21 protein-coding genes are annotated in these 20,533 nt (G+C 56.1%); 4 read left to right on the plus strand and 17 right to left on the minus strand.

The annotated features are described in order from the left end of the window. The first annotated feature begins 71 nt into the window (after positions 1 to 71). On the plus strand, positions 72 to 1,238 hold the full coding sequence (locus tag FB556_RS11955) for an Mrp/NBP35 family ATP-binding protein (protein WP_141868029.1): 1,167 nt from the start codon (positions 72 to 74) through the stop codon (positions 1,236 to 1,238). Here FB556_RS11955 and FB556_RS13730 read toward each other — a convergent pair. Beyond that, positions 1,231 to 1,833, minus strand: coding sequence for a twin-arginine translocase TatA/TatE family subunit (locus tag FB556_RS13730; protein WP_246057460.1), 603 nt, complete (start codon positions 1,831 to 1,833; stop codon positions 1,231 to 1,233). The two genes, FB556_RS11955 and FB556_RS13730, sit on opposite strands and share 8 nt — an antisense overlap. 52 nt (positions 1,834 to 1,885) lie before the next feature. Continuing rightward, entirely contained in the window at positions 1,886 to 2,923 is a 1,038-nt protein-coding gene (locus FB556_RS11965) for an anti-sigma factor family protein (RefSeq protein ID WP_141868031.1), read from the minus strand. 190 nt (positions 2,924 to 3,113) lie between these two features. Between FB556_RS11965 and FB556_RS11970 the strand changes: the two genes are divergently transcribed. After that, entirely contained in the window at positions 3,114 to 3,770 is a 657-nt protein-coding gene (locus FB556_RS11970) for an O-methyltransferase (protein WP_141868033.1), read from the plus strand. A gap of 13 nt (positions 3,771 to 3,783) precedes the next feature. Here FB556_RS11970 and FB556_RS11975 read toward each other — a convergent pair whose 3' ends face one another. The 3 genes from FB556_RS11975 to FB556_RS11985 form a co-directional block, all read right to left on the minus strand. Continuing rightward, positions 3,784 to 3,957: a DUF3117 domain-containing protein gene (locus FB556_RS11975; protein WP_141868035.1), complete on the minus strand. Its 174-nt coding sequence runs from the start codon at positions 3,955 to 3,957 to the stop codon at positions 3,784 to 3,786. A 77-nt stretch (positions 3,958 to 4,034) separates the two neighbouring features. Further along, positions 4,035 to 4,349 carry a DivIVA domain-containing protein gene (locus tag FB556_RS11980; RefSeq protein WP_141868037.1) on the minus strand — a complete coding sequence of 105 codons (315 nt, stop codon included), beginning with the start codon at positions 4,347 to 4,349 and terminating at the stop codon, positions 4,035 to 4,037. Positions 4,350 to 4,498: 149 nt separating this feature from the next. Next, the gene (locus tag FB556_RS11985) at positions 4,499 to 5,569 is read right to left on the minus strand and encodes an IS110 family RNA-guided transposase (protein ID WP_141864909.1); all 1,071 of its coding nucleotides are present in this window, start codon (positions 5,567 to 5,569) and stop codon (positions 4,499 to 4,501) included. A gap of 454 nt (positions 5,570 to 6,023) precedes the next feature. Here FB556_RS11985 and FB556_RS11990 point away from each other — a divergent pair, with 454 nt between their 5' ends. Beyond that, positions 6,024 to 6,962, plus strand: a complete 939-nt coding sequence (locus tag FB556_RS11990; protein WP_170200466.1) for a type 2 periplasmic-binding domain-containing protein — start codon at positions 6,024 to 6,026, stop codon at positions 6,960 to 6,962. 55 nt (positions 6,963 to 7,017) lie between these two features. Here FB556_RS11990 and FB556_RS11995 read toward each other — a convergent pair whose 3' ends face one another. From FB556_RS11995 to typA, 5 genes are all read right to left on the minus strand, one after another. Continuing rightward, on the minus strand, positions 7,018 to 8,304 hold the full coding sequence (locus tag FB556_RS11995; protein ID WP_141868041.1) for a citrate synthase: 1,287 nt from the start codon (positions 8,302 to 8,304) through the stop codon (positions 7,018 to 7,020). A gap of 132 nt (positions 8,305 to 8,436) precedes the next feature. Next, entirely contained in the window at positions 8,437 to 9,570 is a 1,134-nt protein-coding gene (gene dapC, locus FB556_RS12000) for a succinyldiaminopimelate transaminase (protein WP_141868043.1), read from the minus strand. Continuing rightward, complete coding sequence (fdxA, locus tag FB556_RS12005) at positions 9,570 to 9,896, minus strand: ferredoxin (RefSeq protein WP_141868045.1); 327 nt, start codon at positions 9,894 to 9,896, stop codon at positions 9,570 to 9,572. The genes dapC and fdxA overlap by 1 nt, the downstream gene beginning before the upstream one ends. A 39-nt stretch (positions 9,897 to 9,935) precedes the next feature. Further along, positions 9,936 to 10,448 (minus strand): hypothetical protein, encoded by a 513-nt coding sequence (locus FB556_RS12010; RefSeq protein ID WP_141868047.1) that lies wholly within the window; start codon positions 10,446 to 10,448, stop codon positions 9,936 to 9,938. Then, positions 10,399 to 12,312 (minus strand): translational GTPase TypA, encoded by a 1,914-nt coding sequence (gene typA, locus FB556_RS12015; protein WP_141868049.1) that lies wholly within the window; start codon positions 12,310 to 12,312, stop codon positions 10,399 to 10,401. Before typA ends, FB556_RS12010 begins: the two co-directional genes overlap by 50 nt. Positions 12,313 to 12,486: 174 nt before the next feature. Between typA and FB556_RS12020 the strand changes: the two genes are divergently transcribed. After that, positions 12,487 to 13,740 carry an MFS transporter gene (locus tag FB556_RS12020; protein ID WP_141868051.1) on the plus strand — a complete coding sequence of 418 codons (1,254 nt, stop codon included), beginning with the start codon at positions 12,487 to 12,489 and terminating at the stop codon, positions 13,738 to 13,740. Here the strand turns inward: FB556_RS12020 and FB556_RS12025 are convergent. From FB556_RS12025 to FB556_RS12055, 7 genes are all read right to left on the minus strand, one after another. Beyond that, complete coding sequence (locus tag FB556_RS12025; protein ID WP_246057462.1) at positions 13,733 to 15,286, minus strand: S1C family serine protease; 1,554 nt, start codon at positions 15,284 to 15,286, stop codon at positions 13,733 to 13,735. The two genes, FB556_RS12020 and FB556_RS12025, sit on opposite strands and share 8 nt — an antisense overlap. 23 nt (positions 15,287 to 15,309) lie before the next feature. Further along, positions 15,310 to 15,810 carry a thiol peroxidase gene (tpx, locus tag FB556_RS12030; protein ID WP_141868053.1) on the minus strand — a complete coding sequence of 167 codons (501 nt, stop codon included), beginning with the start codon at positions 15,808 to 15,810 and terminating at the stop codon, positions 15,310 to 15,312. Between the two features lie 67 nt (positions 15,811 to 15,877). Further along, a complete protein-coding gene (locus tag FB556_RS12035) occupies positions 15,878 to 16,396 on the minus strand; it encodes a PACE efflux transporter (RefSeq protein ID WP_246057464.1) in 519 nt (172 codons plus the stop codon). Positions 16,397 to 16,457: 61 nt separating this feature from the next. Continuing rightward, positions 16,458 to 17,273, minus strand: coding sequence for an alpha/beta fold hydrolase (locus FB556_RS12040; RefSeq protein ID WP_141868055.1), 816 nt, complete (start codon positions 17,271 to 17,273; stop codon positions 16,458 to 16,460). Between the two features lie 95 nt (positions 17,274 to 17,368). Beyond that, positions 17,369 to 18,016, minus strand: a complete 648-nt coding sequence (locus FB556_RS12045) for a hypothetical protein (protein WP_141868057.1) — start codon at positions 18,014 to 18,016, stop codon at positions 17,369 to 17,371. Beyond that, on the minus strand, positions 18,013 to 18,669 hold the full coding sequence (locus FB556_RS12050; RefSeq protein WP_141868059.1) for a hypothetical protein: 657 nt from the start codon (positions 18,667 to 18,669) through the stop codon (positions 18,013 to 18,015). The genes FB556_RS12045 and FB556_RS12050 overlap by 4 nt, the downstream gene beginning before the upstream one ends. 155 nt (positions 18,670 to 18,824) lie before the next feature. Then, complete coding sequence (locus FB556_RS12055; protein ID WP_246057466.1) at positions 18,825 to 20,528, minus strand: ABC-F family ATP-binding cassette domain-containing protein; 1,704 nt, start codon at positions 20,526 to 20,528, stop codon at positions 18,825 to 18,827. Positions 20,529 to 20,533: the final 5 nt, after the last annotated feature.

The following is a 20,533-nucleotide window of genomic DNA, read 5'->3' on the forward strand; positions in this document are numbered from 1 at the left end:
TTCTACCCTGTCAGCAAGACTTTCCACCATCCCGCCCACATTGCGCTGTGAGCAAGGAGAATCACCCGCCCATGACCACCACGACTGATCTTTATCCAAGTGGCATTCTGGGACCAGATACGGTTCCGGCTGCGCCCCACGAAGTCGCAGCCTGGCAAGCTCTCGCAGAGGTGATAGACCCGGAAATCCGCAAACCCATCACGACCCTCGGGATGGTCTCCGCCGTGGAGTTTTCCGCAGAAGATATCACCGTGGACATCCGTCTAACGATCGATGGGTGCCCTATGCAGGATACGATCCATGCCGATGTTGCCGCCGCTGTGCAGCCTCTGGTCGACGGCAAAGTTTCGGTACGGCTGACCACTATGACTCCAGAGCAGCGAGTGGCACTCCAGCAGCACCTCACGGCCTCTCGGCCGAGAAATCCCTTCGGTGAGGGAACACTGACGCAAATTTATGCTGTGGCCTCGGGCAAGGGCGGGGTTGGTAAGTCGACGATTACGGCAAACCTGGCCGTGGGACTCGCTGAACGGGGTCTTGCGGTCGGGCTCATTGATGCCGATATACATGGGTTTTCGATCCCCGGTTTATTAGGTATCACAGCTAAGCCCACTAAGGTCGAAGATTTGATCATGCCCCCGGTCGCCTATGGGGTCAAGGTCATGTCGATTGGCATGTTCCTCGACTCAGATCAGCCAGTTGCCTGGCGTGGCCCCATGCTACATCGGGCGCTGGAGCAGTTTGTCACCGACGTGTACTGGGGCGATTTGGATGTACTCCTGATCGATTTGCCGCCTGGTACCGGGGATATTGCGATCTCGACGTCGCAGTTGCTGCCCACCGCACAATTACTGGTGATCACGACGCCAGAACATACTGCAGCTCAGGTTGCCGCCCGCGCAGGGCAGCTGTCGACGCAAACGAATCAGCCCGTAACTGGCGTTATTGAGAATATGGGCCCGATGCGTCTTCCAGACGGCAGTATCGTTGAAGTCTTTGGCTCTGGTGGCGGGCAGGCCGTGAGCCAACGATTGACGCAGGTCCTAGGCAAAGACGTTCCGTTGCTTGGCTCGATTCCACTGGATCCAGTCTTACGCGCCGATAGTGAAGTCGGCACTCCTACAGTGGTGACCTCAGCGGATGCTCCGGCAGGTCAAGCGCTCAATACGATCGTGGACCAATTAGCCGGTACGCCGCGTGGGTTATCGGGACGTAAGCTCCCGGTGACCCCTAAGTAGCTTCGGCATCAAACGGTGTTGTGACGACCTCAGGTTCCTCGGGCTCTACTAAGGATTCCGCTGTATTTCGCCCTTCGACCGTTGCGGAGCCATCGAGTTGACCGTCAGTTTCCTGCGGTGCCAGAGAAGATCCGAAAGCGGGTGCTTGAAGACTGGCTGGCTTGCTGGGGTCAGGAAACTGAGGCTGCTGGCTGAGTTGATCGATAGGCACAGCAGCGGCAAGTATCTCTGCTTGCGTAAGTGTGGGTCGCGGTGGAGACGGCTTATCGAGAACCGTGTCTGCGGCATCCTGCACGGTGGTCTGAGCATCGTGCAGTGATGCTTCCAGATCTTCGATTGGTTCCGACAGCGCTTCCCGGATAACTCGACGAGGATCGTATTGTCGGGGGTCGTATTTCTGCCAGTCAACCTCGTCAAAATCGGTTCCGGTTTCTTCTTTGAACTGCTCTTTGGCACCCTCGGCGAGCAAGCGAATTCTGTGGACCCATTCGCGCAGCTTCCGAAGGTACTCTGGGATCTTTTCGGGTCCCAACAATAGCAATGCAAGCACGACCAGAATGATCAGCTCGCCACCATTAATACCAAAGATGTTCATACTGGCTACAGCTTACCCGAAACTGGGTTGGTCCTCGGTTGCAGGAAGCCTCCTAGCGGCCCAACAACCGCTCCACTCCGCGCTCGAAGCGCTGGCTGATGTCTTCGTCGGCCTGATCGGTACCCGAACTCAGCCTAGATTTCTCTTCTAGATATAACGTGGACATAATTCCGCCGGCGTAATCTGCATCGGACGTCGAATCAACCCGATACTGTGATTTATTCGTGGACATGTACGCTGTCCACGAACCGTCCGGGTAAGTGTAGACCCAGACGTTTTCGGCTACCGGTAACGAAACCTCATCGGCGGCCGATTTTGTGAAGTCCAGATGGCTGCACGCTGTGATGGAGCCATCAGCATTTTCCATCCGACATTCGCGCACCACCGTTTGATCTTCGGCATCGACAGTGGTCCCGTTGAACACCGAGACTACGTAGACTTGGCCTTGTTCTTCATCAAAGACAGCAGACTCAAAGGTCATGCCCAATGCTCGGAAATGCGGGATGGTCCAGCCAGCTGCACGCAAATCGCTCACGGAGGTGAGACGGATGGGAGTTCCGTCGATGCCCAGGGGCGCACTGCTATACGACAGTTGTGCATGTGAAGTACTAAAGTCTGTGGGTACTTTGGTCGAATCGTCGCTAGGGGTGGGACGGATCAGATCCTGTGGGTCTGCTTGAACAACTTCAACCTGCTCTGGAATCAGAACACGCGAGGAAGACTCGGCCGATTCATATGATTGCTCAGTCCCTCCCAACATCCAGAGACTGAAAAAGACACCGACGATTACGACTCCAATGATCCCTGCACTAGCTAAGAACTTCCAGCCGGCTATACCGCTGGACTTCATCACCGTCTCGGGCTGTTGTCCAACCTGTCTGGGTGCGTCATCTTGAGATAAGCGTTCTAGCTTTTGAGTAACTGAGAGAGCGGACCATCGTTGTTCGACTTCTTGAGTGCACTGTTCACATTCCGCAAGATGTGCCTGGACGCGCTGGTCTGCAGTCGCTGACAATTGACCTTCCAGGAACGCATCAAACTTGGAACGGGGGTGAAAAGCGAAGTTCGATGGGCTTCTGCTCATCAACATCCTCGCTTCCCTCAGTCAATTCATCCGCTGGTCATAATTCCAAACTGCCCTTATTGTGGCAAATGATTCTGAGAATATTCTGAAACGACAATGGTTGTTTGGCATGAATACGAGAACGCGTCTCGCGGGCTTTACAATGTAGTGAGCATAAGTCGCGCAGACGTCAACAATCAACGGGAGTACACAAGTTATGAAGGCGCTGAGCCCACAACAGACCGGCAAATACGCTAGCTGGGCCTTTGCTGAAGCACGTCCAGTTGAAGACGACGTGTTGTTGATGGCTCGTGATCGTTCGGCAGAGCTTGGTATCACTCCAGTGTCTGAAGGCACCGCATCGATGTTGACCTTCTTAGCTGCTGCATCTCGACCACAAACGATGGTGGAGTTGGGGACGGGAGCTGGCGTATCTGGTTTGGCCCTGATGCGTGGTGCGCCAACTGGAGCTGTCCTGACCTCACTAGATCCAGATGCAGAAGCCCAACGCGCCGCTCGCGAAGTGTTCGTTGCAGATGGCTATCCCAGCTCCACGACCCGGCTGATTGCAGGGCGTGGTCGAACGGTGTTGCCAAAGCTGTCTGCATCGGCTTATGACCTCGTCTTCATTGATGCAGACCCACTATTGCTGGAATACCATGTCACCGAAGCGGCTCGTGTGCTCCGCTCCGGTGGCACGGTGATTATTCATGATGCGTTAGACCAAGATCGGGTGCCGCGTCCGGCGGTTCGAGATGCGTCAACGGTTATGCTGCGCGAGGTGGACCATACACTGCGTGACGACACCTCGGTTTGGCAGACATCAGCGCTTATACCCACCGGAACAGGTCTGTTATTGGCGACCCGGGCTTAGGCCTCACCAGGGGTTAGCTGACGTTGATCACGCCGGAGAGTGCGTCTTTGAGTTCTTGAGCTTCTTCATCGTTGAGCTCCACGACAAGGCGTCCACCACCGTCAGTAGGAATACGCATTACAAGTTTGCGTTGCTCACGGACAACTTCCATTGGACCGTCACCGGTACGAGGCTTCATTGCAGCCATTACTGTTCCTTTCTATACGCGTCTATGCCGCGACGCGAACGGTTGACATGTTTCTTGGATTGTTCGTCGGACTAGGGTTAAGAATTTTCCGCTACGTGGCGCAAGTCTGCGATCTGTCGATCACGTGCTTCGATCGCGGCGGAAAGCCGAGCGAGTACCTGATCCACCTGGTCGGTGCGATACCCTCGCAGTCCAACAGCAAAACGAATGTCTTGAATATCTCGGGCGGTAACTTCCTGTGCCTCCGGCAAAAGCACCGGAGGCAGTGTCGGGAGTGGCTCAGCCATAGGTTTCACCAAATGTTGCTGTCCACGCGTGATAATGAGTGCCAAAAATCCGATGATGAGAACACCTAACACCAGAATTTCAATCATCAATATCGCATCGCCCATGCCCCTATTGTCTCATGAAGTTGCTAACGATGCTTGTCGGACGCCACAATTTCAGGTAAACGCGGACCTGTTGCAGGGGTAAAAGTTACCTAAATATGTCAGCACCCGCTACGGTCTGACTACCACAGTCTATGAAGCTTCTATAGATGTCAATACCTTTTTGCTGAGTGAGCGGCTTGATTGAGGTGCCGGTAAATTCGACGGGCCAGATAGCGTTTCAAGCATCTACGTATCTCTCGGTCAGTTTTGCCTTCGATGCGTCGTTTTTCGACATAAGCTTGGGTTTCGGGATCATGGATTGTTCGGTGCATCGCGATCACGTTGAGGGCTCGGTTGAGTTGGCGGTCACCGCCTCGGTTGAGCCGGTATCGCACCGTGTTACCTGAGGAAGCTGGCAGTGGGCTTGCACCAGCTAGAGCGGCAAATGCTGCCTCGTTGCGGAGCCTTCCGGGATAAGCCCACGCCACGAGCATCGTGGCTGCTGTGACTGGTCCGATGCCAGTTTCGTTGGTGAGGTCAGCAGCGGGACTTTGTGCAATCAGGTTCGACAGCTGTTTGTCATTCTGGAGAATCTCAGTGTGGGCTTGTCGGACGCGTTGCGCTAAACGAATAGCCTCGCTGCGTGCGATAGCTAAGCTGATGGGTTCTTTTCTGCTACGCCAGGATGCGATCTGGCTGATGATTTTCATCCCGAGTGCATGCCGTGCATCGATGCCTAAATCAATGGTCCGCAGTAACGCAGTTAGGGCGTTGATGGCTCTGGTGCGTTCGCGTGCTAATTCGTCTCTGGCGGTCAACAAAATCTGCAGTGCACTCTGAATGTCGTCGTGACCTCGTGGTTTGCGTAGCCGGTCAGTGGCCAATGGCAAGACTGCGCTGGCAATACGGAACGCATCAATGGGATCAGTTTTACCAATACCTCGGCGGGTTTTGTTGCTCATACGAGGCGCCTCGACGACTTCGTAGCCTGCCGTATCGACTGCTTTGGCCAGCTCAGCCCCGTAGCTGCCGATGCCCTCGATGACCCACAGACTATCCAGGTCTCCGTCGGTCCGTCGCCCGGCCCATGACAGAGCCCGTCGCAGCCCAGGTTTTGTGGTCGGAAACGTTTGGGTATCGACATGAACGCCACTGTTGGTGACCACAGCATAGGTGTGTGTTGCAGCGTGGGTGTCGACTCCGATGACATATGCATACTGGTGTGAAACGATAGTGGACATAGCGATTGTTTCCCTTCGGATCTGTTCGCGGACCGTGTTTCGGTCGCTATCGGCTGACACCGAGCCCGGACAGGAATCACTTCGGGGCAAAACTGTAACGGGTCACAACGCTCAATGTTGGACATGCTTCTATCAGGCCACCAAGGTGGACCGGGCGGTGTCGGCCCACCGTTGTCATCGGACAATTCATAGGCAAGACACCCCATCACGGAGGTCAGTTTTGTCATGAGTCACGACAACGCCAGTGTGCCAATCAACCTACCCGGCCAGCCAGTCCCGGACTAGCCACTTTCAGCTTTACAGGTTTTGTCAGTGTTGAAGGCGGCGTCCATACAGGTGGGGTTCTCATCAGCTATCTCGCCGATAGAGGATTTCGGGCGGGGATCGCCTAGCTTGCCGGCTATCGCAAGTCGAATCATTGGGCTTGGTAGGTTACTTGGGCTAATGTCTGATCGTGGCTAAAAAACTCTTGCGTCGTCTCAGAGGATCATCGGCATGCTTGGCAGCGGTAACATTTGCCGTGGTTTTGAGCGGTTGTGGCACGACCGAGGATCCGGTGACGGATGATGGTGCGGATACCGAAGAAGTGGTCAATATCGGCGTGGTCTTGTCTTCTCCTGGGTTAGCTTCTGGCAGCGATCCCGTCGAAACTTCCGGTGCCGAGATCGCACTAGGACGGGCGGTCGCAGCTGAGTTGGACACCATAGAGCCAGAAGCCCAAGTGCGCTGGGTACCTATCAGCGCAGCCAACGACACGATAGCGGCCATTCAAAATGGCGAGCTGGAGTTTATGCTCGGTCAGTTATCCGAGTCGCAGTTGACTGACCAGCTCGGGTGGGTAGGTCCTTATGCCACCGCTAAGTCAGCACTGTTAATCCGGCAAGCAGCAGATGAAACAGAAAACGCCATAACGACGATTGAGCCACTAGAGTCAATTACTTCAGCTGCGGAATTGGTCGAAGCACCCGTATGTGTTGTCGCGAACTCTGCGGCTGCGTCAGTGGAACTGCCAATTGAAAATGTCACAGTTCAGCAGACGGTCAGTGAGTGCGAAGTCGGGATGCGCTCGGGTCGTTTTGACGCGATTGCCGCTGACGATATGCAACTTGCCGGTGTAATGCTTGATCCAAACCTCGCTGCGACTTATGAATTGTTATCGTGGTCCGATATCGCTGCGGAAGAGGATCTGGAGGTCGCTGACGAGCTTTTGGAGGCACATCAGTATTGGATCGGTACCGATCCGGCACACTGTGATGCGCTCACCGAGGCATTGCGTACGGTAGTTACACAGGGAGCACTTGTAGAAGCGTTTGCCGAATGGGAAGAGGCTACCGGTTTCAACCCCGATATTGCGACTGCTAGTCAGATCACGACCAAGCACTGTCCGTCATAAGCTTCTTAACGAGTGATGCCCCACCGAGGTGGGGCATCAAGCATCTCATCGCTGTTTATTTCGAATTCGGGTAGTGTCGCAGATCTTCTCCGACGTAGACCTGGCGTGGACGACCGATGCGAGTTTCCTCGTCAGCAATCATTTCGCGCCACTGTGCGATCCAGCCTGGCAGACGACCCAGTGCAAACAGCGGGGTGAACATCCGTGGTGGGAAGCCCATTGCACTGTAGATGAGTCCGGTGTAGAAGTCGACGTTCGGGTAGAGCTTGCGTTCAATGAAGTAATCATCATTGAGGGCACGCTCTTCCAGGCGCATCGCGATCTCGAGACGTTCGTCATTGCCACCGAGCTTATTGAGGATCTTCTCTGCAGTGGCTTTGACAATCCGAGCACGTGGATCGTAGTTCTTGTAGACACGGTGGCCAAAGCCCATCAGGCGGATGCCTGATTCTTTGTCTTTGACTTTGTCCATGAACTGTTCTGGGCTCAAACCTTCATCTTTGATCTGGTTGAGCATATTCAACACGGCCTCGTTGGCGCCACCGTGCAGTGGACCAAACAGGGCGTTGATTCCGGCTGAGATCGAACCGAAGATGTTGGCGTGTGATGATCCGACTAAACGAACGGTGGAAGTCGAGCAGTTCTGCTCATGGTCTGCGTGCAAAATGAGCAGCATATCCAACGCATCAACCATGTCCTGGTCCAGCTCATACGGTTCGGTGGGGACACCGAAAGTCAAGCGCAAGAAGTTTTCGGTGAGGTTCAGCGAGTTGTCTGGGTACAAGAAAGGCTGACCGATCGACTTCTTATATGCGTAGGCAGCCAGCACTGGCACCTTAGACATCAACCGGATAGTCGAGATATGGACCTGTTCTTCATCAAATGGGTCCAGGGAATCTTCGTAGAAGGTCGACAGTGCAGAGACTGCGGAAGACAAAACCGCCATCGGGTGAGCGTTACGAGGGAATCCGTCGAAGAAAGCTTTAATATCTTCATGCAACATTGTGTGCGAACGGATGTTCTGATCCCAGGCATCGAACTCGTCACTAGTTGGCAGTTCGCCGTAGATCAACAGGTAGGCGACTTCCAGGAAGGAAGATTTTTCAGCCAGCTCATCAATTGGGTAGCCACGGTAGCGCAGAATGCCGTTTTCCCCATCAATATAGGTGATGGCGGAGCGAGCATTGGCGGTGTTCATGAAACCGGGGTCATACGTGACGGTCTCGGTATCACGCAGCACAGTGGCGATACTCAAACCATCATTTCCCGCGGTTGCTTCAACACGTGCCAGGTCTACGTAGTTCTCGCCTACCGTAAGCTTGCCGTCGTGTTTATCTGTCATGGTTTTCCCTCTTGTCCGTGCAAAGTGATGCTTGCACTATGGCCACAGGTCCGTGGCGCTATTCGTTATGGCTCTGCCGTACAAATTTACCAACTTTAGAAACGCTTGGGATTTTATGGCCAAACGTTGTAATCATAACCCCGCTTTGAGTCGGGACACTGCTTGTTCGACTTCATGATCGGTCGCCGTGATCGAGGCGCGGATGTATCCGTTACCGGCCGACGAGTAAAACACTCCGGGCCCCACCAAAATGCCAGCCTGAGCAAAGCGATCGAGTAATGCCCATGAATCCTCGGCCGTCGGGTCTGTTACCGTCGGGTCGCGCACCCACAAATATAGACCTGCTTGTGAGTGATCAATGACCAAGCCGGCAGCTTCAATGGCGGTCACCAGTTTCTGGCGGCGTGTTCGATAGAGCGCTTTTTGTTGCGCCACGTGTTCCTCATCTGCCAAGGCTGCGATCGTGGCCTGCTGAATCGGGCCGGGCACGACCATGCCGGTGTGGGAGCGCAGGTTGATCAGTGCTGCAATAAGTTCGGCATCGCCGGCAACAAAAGCGGCACGGTAACCGGCCATATTCGACTGTTTCGACAGCGAGTACACCGACAACAGCCCGGTGTAGTCCTCCCCGGAGACCCGGGGATGCAGAATTGAGGGGATCTGCTCGGTCTCCCAACGTCCCCAGCCTAGTTCGGCATAGCATTCATCTGACGCGACGACGGCGCCGATGGCACGTGCGTCGTCGACGATGGCACGGAGTGTACTGATCTCCTGCACGATCCCGGTCGGGTTGGCCGGTGAGTTGACCCAAACCAGTTTCACTTTGGTTCGAGTGTCTGCATCGAGCTCAGTTAATGAATCGGCTGTGACCGAGGTGGCACCAACGATCTTGGCGCCGATGTCATAGGTCGGATACGCCACGGTTGGGTACACAATGACGTCGCCCGGGCCTAACCCCAGTAGTAGGGGCAGCCAGGCAATGAACTCCTTGGAGCCCACGGTTGCTGTCACGTTGTCGCGCGTCAGGTTTTTGACCTGGCGACGTCGGCCATACCATTCGGTGATGGCGTCGCGAAGCTCATCGGCGCCAGAAGACCCCGGATATCCAGGCCAGTTGGTCGCAGATTGCAAGGCAGCTTGCACGACGTCTGGAGTGGGATCCACAGGCGCGCCGATCGACAGATCGACAAGGCCAGCGGGATGGGCTTGTGCGGTGGCTTTATAGGGGGCCAGCAACTGCCAAGGATATTCAGGCAGGTCAAGCATTAAACGTCATGCTCCTGTGGCGGAAGGGCGGCAACCAGCGGGTGGTCTTTCGGAATCAACCCGAGTTTGGCGGCTCCTCCCGGGGAGCCGATGTCATCAAAGAATTCGACATTCGCATCGTAGTAGTCAGCCCACTCTTCCGGGGTGTCATCCTCGTAGTAGATGGCTTCCACCGGGCAGACGGGTTCACAAGCGCCGCAGTCTACGCATTCATCCGGATGGATGTAGAGCATGCGCTCACCTTCATAAATACAGTCCACCGGGCATTCATCAATGCAGGACTTATCCTTCAGGTCAACACATGGTAAGGCGATTACGTAGGTCATCTTCGCGTTGCTCCTTCACAGCGTTTCGTGTTGTACAGTCTACTGTTTATCCCACGCACTGAAAGCGGGTGTCAGATGTGTCTGGTCTGCCGCAAGCTGGGCTTTGGTGCGCCGGATGGTGCGAGCTAACTGGAGCATACTCAGTAAAGTCACCGCAACAATCGCAATGTTCCAGGCCAGTGTGGCGATCACGAGGTGGGGCACAAACTCCCAGGTCTGCTCATTGAGCGGCACGCTGAAATGATTCCCCGTGCTGAGTCCGACCATCGCGGCCAGGGTGAGATATTGGGCGATGCCGGTCAGGCCAGTGGCGACAATACTGACGCTGCGCAGTGCAATCCACCGCTGGGCCAACCAGGCGATCACCAGGGCCAAGACGACACCCCAGGGTAGACCAAAGCTGCCGGTCCAATAGGAATTCAGGTGCAGGACGGTGCCGACCGCCCCGGTGATGACACCCAACAGGATCCCGGCGAGGCTCCAGCCAACGGTGGTGTTGCGCTTACTGTGCTTGTGCGCGTGCCCGTGCTCGGGCGAGTTTGACTCGTTCATTCGCATCAAGCACCACCTTACGCATCCGGATCGCTTCTGGAGTGACTTCGACACATTCGTCATCTCGGACCCATTCCAAAGATTCTTCAAGGGTCAGAATCCGGGGTGGTGTGAGGCCTTCGAAGTTGTCGGCGGAGGCTGCACGCACGTTGGTTTGTTTCTTTTCACGCACGATGTTGACATCCATGTCTTCGTTGCGTGAGTTTTCGCCCAACACCATGCCTTCGTAGACTTCAGCGCCCGGCTGGATGAAGAACGAGGCACGTTCTTGCAGGTTGATCATCGAATACGGGGTAGCTGTACCGGAACGGTCAGACACGATGGAACCGGTTGCCCGGTAGATGATGGCTCCGGCCCAGGGCTCATAGCCAGCAGCATACGATGACGCGATACCGGCACCATGGGTTTCGGTCAAAAAGCGGGTACGGAAACCGATCAGACCGCGAGCAGGAACTTTAAATTCCATGCGGACCCAGCCGGTGCCGTTATTGACCATGCTCTCCATGAGGCCCTTGCGGGATGCCATCAGCTGAGTGACAGCCCCCATGTGTTCTTCTGGGATGTCGATGGTCATCAGTTCCATCGGTTCGTGCAAGACGCCGTCGATCTCTTTGGTCACGACCTGGGGTTTGCCCACGGTCATTTCATACCCTTCGCGGCGCATCTGTTCTACCAAAATGGCCAATGCTAGCTCGCCACGACCCTGGACTTCCCAGGTGTCTGGGCGGTCGGTCGGCAGGATTTTCAGCGAAACGTTGCCGATCAGTTCACGCTCCAAGCGGTCCTTGATCTGGCGCGCGGTGACTTTGGCACCTTTGACCTTGCCGGCCAGCGGCGAGGTGTTCACGCCCAGGGTCATCGAGATCGAGGGGTCTTCAACGGTGATTTGTGGCAATGGCTTCGGGTTATCCGGATCGGTCAACGTATCGCCGATCATGATGTCTTCGATACCGGCCACAGCCACGATCTCACCTGGCCGAGCAACCTCTGCCGGGACGCGATCAAGACCTTTGGTCTCGAGCAGCTCGGTAATCTTGACGTTTTTGATGCCGCTTTCGGATGACCAGGCCACGGTCTGGTTTTTATTCAGGGTGCCGTTATGGATGCGCAGCAGCGCCAGACGTCCCAAGAACGGCGAGTAGTCCAAGTTTGTGACGTGAGCCTGCAGGACTTCGTTTTCGTCATAGGTCGGAGCTGGGATGTGTTCCATGATGGTGGCAAACAGCGGTTCCAGATCTTCGTTGTCTGGTAGCTGACCATCGGCGGGCTGCACGGTCGATGCACGGCCGGCTTTGCCCGAAGCATACACAACAGGAACATCAAGGACGGCGTCCAGATCCAGGTCTGGGACATCTTTGGCGACGTCTTCTGCCAACCCTAACAGCAGGTCCATCGAATCGGACACGACGCCGTCGATGCGGGCATCGGGACGGTCAACTTTATTGACCAACAAGATCACCGGTTTAGCTGCCTCAAGAGCCTTGCGCAACACAAAGCGGGTCTGTGGCAAGGGGCCTTCCGAGGAATCCACGAGCAACACGACGCCGTCGACCATCGACAGACCACGTTCGACTTCACCACCGAAATCCGCGTGCCCTGGAGTATCGATCACATTGATCGTGACTTCTTCACCATTGGAGGCTGGGCCCGAGTAAAACACCGTGGTGTTTTTGGCCAGGATGGTGATGCCCTTTTCTTTTTCCAGTTCCCCAGAGTCCATCACACGGTCTTCGACTTGTTTGTGCTCGCCGAACGCCCCGGTCGCGGTCAACATAGCGTTGACCAGGGTGGTTTTTCCGTGGTCTACGTGGGCGACAATGGCAACGTTACGAAGATCTTCACGTGTGGTGGTCTGATTGGTCATGGGCATACCTCGTTTGAAGGTAGAAATGTAAGATGTGCTGCGGCCGAAGACACTGTGGGTGTGTATGAAATGGCCACGTTCCTAGTGTAAAGCACACCTGAGATCTTGCCGACCGATCCGTCTTGGACCGTAGTACGTGACGAAATTGCCCCGGATACGGGTAGAACTGATCGTATGTCCAATCGCACCGCTGTCGCCGCCACACCCAAAACGCTGACCTATGGGTTCATGTTCATCTCCGTGTTCGCGCTGGCACTGAATCTGAGGGCCGCGGCAAGTTCGATCGGTCCCCTGCTGGCCGAAATCGGTGAGGGAATGCAGTTTGGGGGCGGCGCGCTGGGCTTGTTAACGTCGCTTCCAGGCCTGATCTTCGGAATTCTCGGGCTGCTCGCAGTCCGGATCGGCAAGCGCTTTGGCATCTCCGCCACCCTTCTGTTATCAGCCCTGGCGCTGGTTTTTGGTATTGGTCTGCGGGCTTGGGTGGATAATTCCTGGCTGTTTTTGATCTTGTCGATCATTGGCCTGACCGGCATTGCGATTGCCAATGTGCTGATGCCCGCCTGGATCAAAATTCATGGCCGTCAGCATACGGTCAAGCTCATGACGGTGTATTCGGTGTGTGTGGTGGCGGCCGGAGCGATCGGTGCGGCCTTCACCGCCCCGGTTGCGCAACTGCTCTCCGAATGGTTCAGCCCGGGAGTCGGGTGGCGTGGCGCATTATCGTTGTGGGGCGTGCTTGCGATCATCCCGGCGGTGCTGTGGTTTATCGTCACGAGACGAATCGGTTATGACTATCCCCGCACTCCAGCGCACACGAGCCCAACAAAACGGATGTTCCGCTCGCCGGCAGCTTGGGCCATGATGGCCTTCTTTTCCTTACAATCCACCCAGGTGTACGTGCAATTCGGGTGGTTGCCCCAGATCTATCGCGACGCCGGTGTCAGCGCCAATGAGGCCGGCTTACTGCTGGCCACCGCAGCGGTCATTGGGTTGGTGGGCAGTATCATTATGCCCACCGTGGTAGACCGCTCGAAACGCCTATGGGTCTGGCCGGTGGCCTTTGGCGCTTTTAGCGCCCTGGGCTATCTGGGCCTCTTTCTTTGGCCCGCCGAGGGGCGCTGGGTGTGGGCTATACTCCTGGGCATTGGCGGCATGGCATTTGCAACCGCCATCTCCCTAATTCCTGCCCGCAGCATCGACCACGAAATTACCGCCAGGCTCTCGGGGTTCGTCCAACCCGTTGGCTATATCCTGGCCGGAATCGGTCCCATGCTGGTGGGCATGTTATACACGGCCAACAACACCTGGACGACGACGCTAGTGTTTCTTTTTGCGTTAGCCGTACTCATGGCGGCCGCCGGTGCGCTTGCCGCCCGGGATGTGTATGTTGACGATCAGCTCTCACCGGCCAACCACGACCTTAGTTGATCGAGGCTTCCTCAAGGATCGCCGTGTCGCTACGTATTTCGCCATCGACGGTGCGCCACACGACGTCGACTTCGTCACCGGGGTTTTTATCTCGCACGTAGCGTGAAATATATGAGGAGTTGAGCACCTCGTTGCCGTCGATTTCTAGAATCACGTCATCAGGCTGCAGTCCGATTTGATGCCCTGCAGAGCCATTCATGACCTCCATGATGCGTGCCCCAGCGTCGGGTTCGGATGAGACTACGATGCCCAGCGCTCCCCCAGCACCAATGACGACGTCGCCGGAATCATCGCCGGCAAGAACCTGCTCGACGACGTCTAGTGCGCTGACGATCGGCACCGCATACCCATACGCTTCATCGGTGTCCGTGGTGTTTTGGCTTGCCGCGGTCGACACCCCGATCACTTGTCCGTTGGCATCAACGGTCGGTCCACCCGAATATCCGGGCACGATGTCAGCGGTAATCATGATGAGGTCATCTAACCATTGTGCCGGTGAGCCGGGTTCTTGCGGTTCGATATGGATGGTTTCGCTAGTGCCTTGAACTTCACCAACCACTGAGGTCAAGTAGCCCTGACCACCGGCATTGCCAACGCCAGCGACCGTATCGCCCAGGTCAACTTCGCCTGGATTGATAGAGGCAACTTCCAGTGGTTCATCGGTGTCGATTTGCAATACGGCGATGTCTTGGCTGGCATCGCGGCCCAGCACGGTGGCGGAATAGCGCTCATTGGTATCGGCCATAGTGATCGACACCGACATGGAGGATTCAACCACGTGATAATTGGTGATGGCCAGCCCGTCAGCACTGACCACCATGCCGGATCCGAACCCGAGATATTGGTAGACCTGGGTGTCGACCATAAAAATACCGGGTGCATCCGTTACTTCTTGGCCGGGATCAAGACCGGGGCCGGTATGCCGACCCCCGTTCTCCCAATCGATGGTAATACCCTCGTGGACGTGATCGAGCTGCTCGACCAGACCACCGGTCGATTCTTCGGCCTTTGGAACCGCCGGTTCAGCGTGTTCTGTTTCGGTGCCTGGTGCAAAGAATTCTTCGAGAGAAAAGTTATCACCCGCGATATCTTGGCGGTCCCAGTCAAAGACCAGCGACAGAAAGCCGATGAGCAAGAACCCAAAGGCCAGGATGCCGATCCCGTTAAGGATAAGACTCAGCGGACCCCGACGACGGGGTGGTGGGGAGTGCTGTTCGGGTCCGGAGTAGTGGTTCTCAAAATACGGTTGGGGCCGTGATTCATCTCTCGGATGGTGTGGTGAATGCACCCAGCGTGGGTCGAATCGCGGGTCCTGGTGCCCGTAACCAGGATCCGGTGAACCCGTACGGTATGGCCCATCGTTGAACGGGCTGGGCCCATAGGGGCCGTAGTCACCTGAGACGCGATCGCCCGGACCGTATGGCGGTGGTCCGGGCGGGGGTGGCGGACTGCCAGCGCGCTCTTCAGAGGCCTGCCGGTATTGGTCAGGTCGCTGATCGTCGGGGTCTGGCGACGATCCGGGTTCGGAAGAGTGCTGGTAGTTCACGCCGGGTGGTTTTCTATGCTGGGTTAGGCACCCAAATGTTCCATGACGTGGTCATAGTCAGGTTCGGTGGTGATTTCGTTGACGAGCTGGGTGTAGGTAACTTCGCCTTCCGGGTTGGCGACCACAACGGTGCGCGCGAGCAGGCCTTTCATGGGTGAGTCGGCTAGTTGGACACCGTAGTCTTCACCAAAGGTGGAACGGAACGCTGAAGCAGCACGTGCACCCTCGATGCCTTCGGTCTCAAAGAAGCGAGCTTGAGCGAATGGCAGGTCTTTGGAGATATTTAGCACCACGGTGTTGTCCAGGTTGCCTGCGCGCTCGTTGAACTTGCGCACACTATTGGCACACACGCCGGTGTCCAGAGATGGGAAAATGTTCAACAGCAGCCACTGGCCTTGATAATCAGACTGCGTGACCTCGGAGAGGTCGGTGCCAACCAGGGTGAATTCTGGGATGGTCGATCCGATGGCTGGGATATCGGCGACGATGTTGACGGGGTTACCTTTTAAATGCGTTTTGGACATGCTTCTACTGTATGCGTCAGCGGCGGGTTTTATCGACGGCTGTTCGCCCGGCAGTGCAAAACTTTGGTTAACGTCCATAGTGTGATCGGGGTTCGGGCAGCCCGAAGACTCGGTCGAAGGCCCAGGCATAGATCGCGGTGTAGATCAAAAAGAAAATCAGCAAGCCGATTTCTAGGATGAAGGCTTCAAGCAGGCTCACACCCAGGATCCAGGCAATTGCCGGCACCAACATAGCCACCAGCCCGCCTTCGAATAATACGGCGTGAGTGACGCGCATGTACCACGGTCGGTGCGTGATCTTGATGCGACGTTCAAAGGCCTCAAAACCCCAGTTGAAGATGAGGTTCCAGGTCAGGGCAACCGTTGACGACACGAGACCAACCAGAAAAGACGAGCCTGAATCGTTCCCCAGTAACGCGAGAATTAGGGTCGTGAACCCAACCGCCAGAATTTCAAACACCACCGCATAGGTGATGCGTCGCATCAGCGGGGACGGAAACACGCGGCGGCCGATGAGCGCGTCGCGGCCGCCCGGTCCAACGGGGACCTGAGGGATGGCGGGGGCAAGTTCTTCTTGGGTTGTCACAACGCTAGGGTATCAAAACCGCACAGCTGCAAGGTGCGTGCTCGTCACGGGCACAACTGGGTTAGGCATCGTAGCGTCCGGCAATGTAGTAATTGATGGTTTCGGTGAAGAGTTTGGGCTGTTCGGAGTGCACCCAATGCCCCGCGTTGCGAATCTGAATTTTTCGGGTGACGGGGAACAGTTCGCGCATGGCGACGCTGGCTTCGTCGTTGATGTAATCCGATTCGGAACCTTTGACCCACAACACAGGATGGTCATCATAGGTTTGCTCGACAGCCGGAAAATCTACGACGGTGGGCAGATTGTCGTACAGCATCTGAAGGTTCGGCTGCCACCTGAACCCGTCATGATCATCGCGGATGAGATTTTGCAATAAGAAGCTGCGAACGCCGGCGTCATCGATATCTGTCTTGAGCTTGGCGTGGGCATCACGGCGTGACGTAATCTGCGATAGATCCAGTTTCAGCAGCGTTCCCAAGAGGTGTTCAAATTCGCTGGCTGAGGAGTTTACCGGCGAGATGTCTTCGATGATCAGCCCGGCGATTAGTTCGGGATGGCGCAGCGCAAGCAGCATCGCGACTTTCCCACCCATCGAGTGGCCCAGGACCACGGCTGGTTCGTCTTGACAGAAATCCCGCCGAAGTTCGGCTGCCACCAGATCGGCCATGTGGATATAGTCGAAGTTCTCGGTCCAGCACGAGGCCCCGTGGTTGGGCAAATCTACGAGCAGGGAGGTCGTGGTTTCTTGGAGACCTCGGGCAATGGTCGTGAAGTTTTTCCCGCGCCCCATGAGTCCGTGAAAAAATACCACACGTCGTGGCCCGCCCTCTAGCACTTCAGTATGGATGCGACCGGCTGGATCCGAACAATTCATCATGTCCCTCAGCTTAGTAAAGACGCCGAACGGCTGCCCACCGTGGCCTTCACGCAGGCGACACAAACCCAGGTGAGACTCAGCGTTGCAGCCAAGCACTAGCTGAGGCCGGCCTGATGCGCCAGGGCGAGTTCTTCGGCTTGGGCTTTTTTATTGCGTGAACTGTTCACGATGCCCATGATGAATAATCCGCCCGCAAGAATCACGCTGCTCAGGCCGATCAGGACACCTTGCAGCGCGGTGTTGCTCATCTGATAGCTGGAGCCGTCGCTGACGATAGCTTCCTGCCGGCACTGAACGGTATAGGTTCCTTCGCGGGCTTCAAAATGGGTGAAAATCACGTGATGCAGGCCTGGCAGGTGATAACCCGCGGCGGCGGCTTGGGATTCGGTGACCTGCTGTGATGAAGTATTTGACATCACCGGGTGCCCCTCTGGGTCGGTGATGTCACACTGTTGCATTTGATCTGTGACGGAGGGTTCCTCGTCACCATAGTAGAGCGACAGGATCGTATATTTAGCGCCCTGAAGGTCAATTGAGGACGCCTGTGGCCCCACGCGCACCCCGGTCTCGAAAGCATCGGCATAGGATTCCCCGACGTCGGAAAAAGTATTCATAATGCCCGAGACCGTGATCGCGATGGCGGTCACCAGACCAAGCACTCCCACGACAATGCTGGCCAGAATATAGCCTGCAACGGGACGTCGAAAGGAATCCGCGGTCTGGTGGTGGTGCGTCTGGGTCACGCGGACGGCCCCGGATAGTACGGCTGTTGTCCTTGACCATAACCCGGGTAGGAGCCACCACCGTAGGGCGGGGATTGCTGTCGTTTGGATTTAGCGCGACGTACCAGACCAATAATGGTCAGCACTGCACCGACCAGGAAGAGCAGTCCTGCCAGGAGGAGGCTGATACCAACGCCGATGAGACCGCCCAGTGGTAATGAACCACCGAGGGCGACCGGGTAGTCGGTGCAGGAGATTTCATACACGCCGTCGGCGGTGGATTCAAAGGACTGGATGGCCTGATAGGACAGGTCATCGACTGACATGTTCATATCAGCAGAACGATTGGTGATGTCATTGCCCTGTTCGTCAGTCACCGAGCAGCTGGCACCTGACATGACGTCGGGGTCTTGATAAATAAACCACTGATTATCTCCGAGACCATCGACCGTGACGTGTTCTTCAATGGAATACGTCGAGGACGCGAACTCTTCGAACTTACCGAACGACGAAACGGTCAAAGCCACCACGGCGATAATGCCGCCTATGACGCTGATACCAATCAGGATCAACCCGGCGATGAGCATGCGGGTGCCGGGGCGCCGATTTCGCTGCGGCGAGGATGAAGCTTTATCCGACTGATATGGGCTAGGTGGCGGTGGTGTATACGACATGGATTCCTTCAATGGTTGTGATGATCATTCTAGTGTGCCAGATGCCGCGCGAAAGCACATAAAGAAGTGTTCGCCCCAGGGCATCACACCTGATCAGCAGCGTATATCAGCTCATCGACCGCACTCACCAGTGACATAGGAGATCCCCACCACAACTACCCCTTGTCTTGGAGGTGGAGGCGTTTTCCCCGCCAGCGCTCGCGCAACCACCGGTCGTGTGTGGCAATGATGACCGTCCCCGGGTAGTCCTGAATCGATGCCTCCAATTCGGTGACTAATAACAAGGACAGATGGTTGGTGGGCTCATCCAGCAAGAGCACCTCTGGCGGGTTAGCAAGTAAGACTGCTAAATCCAAGCGGCGTTGTTGGCCGACGCTCAACGTCGCCAGGGTGCGGGTTTCATCGCGAGGACTCAGTAGGCCGAAGGTCGATAGCGGTAAGGTTGCAGCACGTTCAATTCCTACGGTCTGTTCGTACACTGCGCGGGCGGTTTGGTCGGCCACCTCGTCCCAATCACTTTCTTGACGAAGCATTCGGTAAGTCAGCTCCGCCAAGCGTTCAAATCTTCCACCGGTGGGTGTCAGGTTGCCTGCCAGCACTTCCAGGAGGGTGGTTTTACCGGTGCCGTTGGCGCCGGTGATCAGCAGGTGCTCTCCCTGACTAATGGTGAGTGAGATCGGTGCGAGACGTCCTGCTACCGTGACGTTTTTGGCTCGAATCAGCGCTTCGTCCGCTGCAGCCGACGTCGCAGTATCTTGTATAGCGACCTGCAGCCCTTGAAATGCGAGTCGGTCAGGTGGCCGGACGATCTGATGTTGTTCAGCTTCGGCGAGACGGGAGCGGGCGTCATTGACTCGCCGGGCCACGACTTTGGCGTTTCGGTCTGCATGATATTTCTTTGCGATTCGGCTTTCGGTGCGCGGCTTCCAATCAGTGTGACCCACCACCTGGTGCTCATCTACGGCGGCGTGCAAACGTCTGATCTCGGCTTGTTCTTGATCATATTGATGTTGCCAACGCTGGCGTGCTGCCAATTGGAACGTCAGGTAATCCGAATAAGCACCACTGAAACGTGTGACGCCCTCACTGGGTAGTGCCTCATCGATCGCCGGATCGGCGAGCGCTCGAGGTGCCGGATCTAAATCCAGAATGGACACCACCGTCTCGTCGAGAAATGCCCGGTCATGACTGACCATGATCACCGGGCCGTGCCATTCGGATATCACCGTTGCCAAATACCCCAGCGCCATATCATCCAGGTGATTGGTTGGTTCGTCTAATAAGAGGATATCCGGGGCTGACAAGAGGAGACTGGCCATCGCTAGACGGGCGCGCTGACCTCCGGAGAGTTGCCCGACAGTTTTGTTACGAGCTAATTCGTCCAACCCGAGCCCGTGCATCGTCGTTTCAACATGTGCCTCGATCCCCCACGCTCCGAGACGTTCGGCGGCCCCAATGGCGGCCATATAGTCATTCAGTACACCGGAGGCTTGTGGCGTTTCGGCTATGGCTTGTGCCGCATCGACCACCGCGGCTTCCGCGGAACGCAAGCGTATTACCGCTTGCTCAAGGACTGCTGTCACGGTCAGCGCGTGAGGAAACTGCGGTTGTTGGTGGAGCAGTCCGATGTGCAGCTTGTCGCCATGCGAGGTAAAAATATCCACGCTGCCGTCATCGGGAGGCAGCTCGCCGGCCAAAATACGCAACAAGGTGGTCTTGCCAGAACCATTTTCACCAATGATGCCGACCCGATCGTGGTGGGCCACCGCGAAAGAAATATTGCTCAAGACACGGCGGTCGGGAAAGGCTTTGGAGATTCCTGAGACTTTCAGGTGCGTAAATGAAGTAAAACTCGACACAATGA

It is taken from the genome of Enteractinococcus coprophilus (genome assembly GCF_006716305.1).
GTDB classification, from domain to species: Bacteria; Actinomycetota; Actinomycetes; order Actinomycetales; family Micrococcaceae; genus Yaniella; species Yaniella coprophila.

Excerpts from the sequence above, each read along its gene's own strand:
- FB556_RS11955 (WP_141868029.1), top strand. The coding sequence starts at position 72 with ATGACCACCACGACTGATCTTTATCCAAGTGGCATTCTGGGACCAGAT.
- typA (WP_141868049.1), bottom strand. The coding sequence starts at position 12,312 with ATGACCAATCAGACCACCACACGTGAAGATCTTCGTAACGTTGCCATT.
- dapC (WP_141868043.1), bottom strand. The coding sequence starts at position 9,570 with ATGCTTGACCTGCCTGAATATCCTTGGCAGTTGCTGGCCCCCTATAAA.
- FB556_RS11975 (WP_141868035.1), bottom strand. The coding sequence starts at position 3,957 with ATGGCTGCAATGAAGCCTCGTACCGGTGACGGTCCAATGGAAGTTGTC.
- fdxA (WP_141868045.1), bottom strand. The coding sequence starts at position 9,896 with ATGACCTACGTAATCGCCTTACCATGTGTTGACCTGAAGGATAAGTCC.
- FB556_RS12020 (WP_141868051.1), top strand. The coding sequence starts at position 12,487 with ATGTCCAATCGCACCGCTGTCGCCGCCACACCCAAAACGCTGACCTAT.
- FB556_RS11985 (WP_141864909.1), bottom strand. The coding sequence starts at position 5,569 with ATGTCCACTATCGTTTCACACCAGTATGCATATGTCATCGGAGTCGAC.
- FB556_RS11980 (WP_141868037.1), bottom strand. The coding sequence starts at position 4,349 with ATGGGCGATGCGATATTGATGATTGAAATTCTGGTGTTAGGTGTTCTC.
- FB556_RS12040 (WP_141868055.1), bottom strand. The coding sequence starts at position 17,273 with ATGATGAATTGTTCGGATCCAGCCGGTCGCATCCATACTGAAGTGCTA.
- FB556_RS11995 (WP_141868041.1), bottom strand. The coding sequence starts at position 8,304 with ATGACAGATAAACACGACGGCAAGCTTACGGTAGGCGAGAACTACGTA.
- FB556_RS11965 (WP_141868031.1), bottom strand. The coding sequence starts at position 2,923 with ATGTTGATGAGCAGAAGCCCATCGAACTTCGCTTTTCACCCCCGTTCC.
- tpx (WP_141868053.1), bottom strand. The coding sequence starts at position 15,810 with ATGTCCAAAACGCATTTAAAAGGTAACCCCGTCAACATCGTCGCCGAT.
- FB556_RS11970 (WP_141868033.1), top strand. The coding sequence starts at position 3,114 with ATGAAGGCGCTGAGCCCACAACAGACCGGCAAATACGCTAGCTGGGCC.
- FB556_RS13730 (WP_246057460.1), bottom strand. The coding sequence starts at position 1,833 with ATGAACATCTTTGGTATTAATGGTGGCGAGCTGATCATTCTGGTCGTG.
- FB556_RS12010 (WP_141868047.1), bottom strand. The coding sequence starts at position 10,448 with ATGAACGAGTCAAACTCGCCCGAGCACGGGCACGCGCACAAGCACAGT.
- FB556_RS12050 (WP_141868059.1), bottom strand. The coding sequence starts at position 18,669 with ATGTCGTATACACCACCGCCACCTAGCCCATATCAGTCGGATAAAGCT.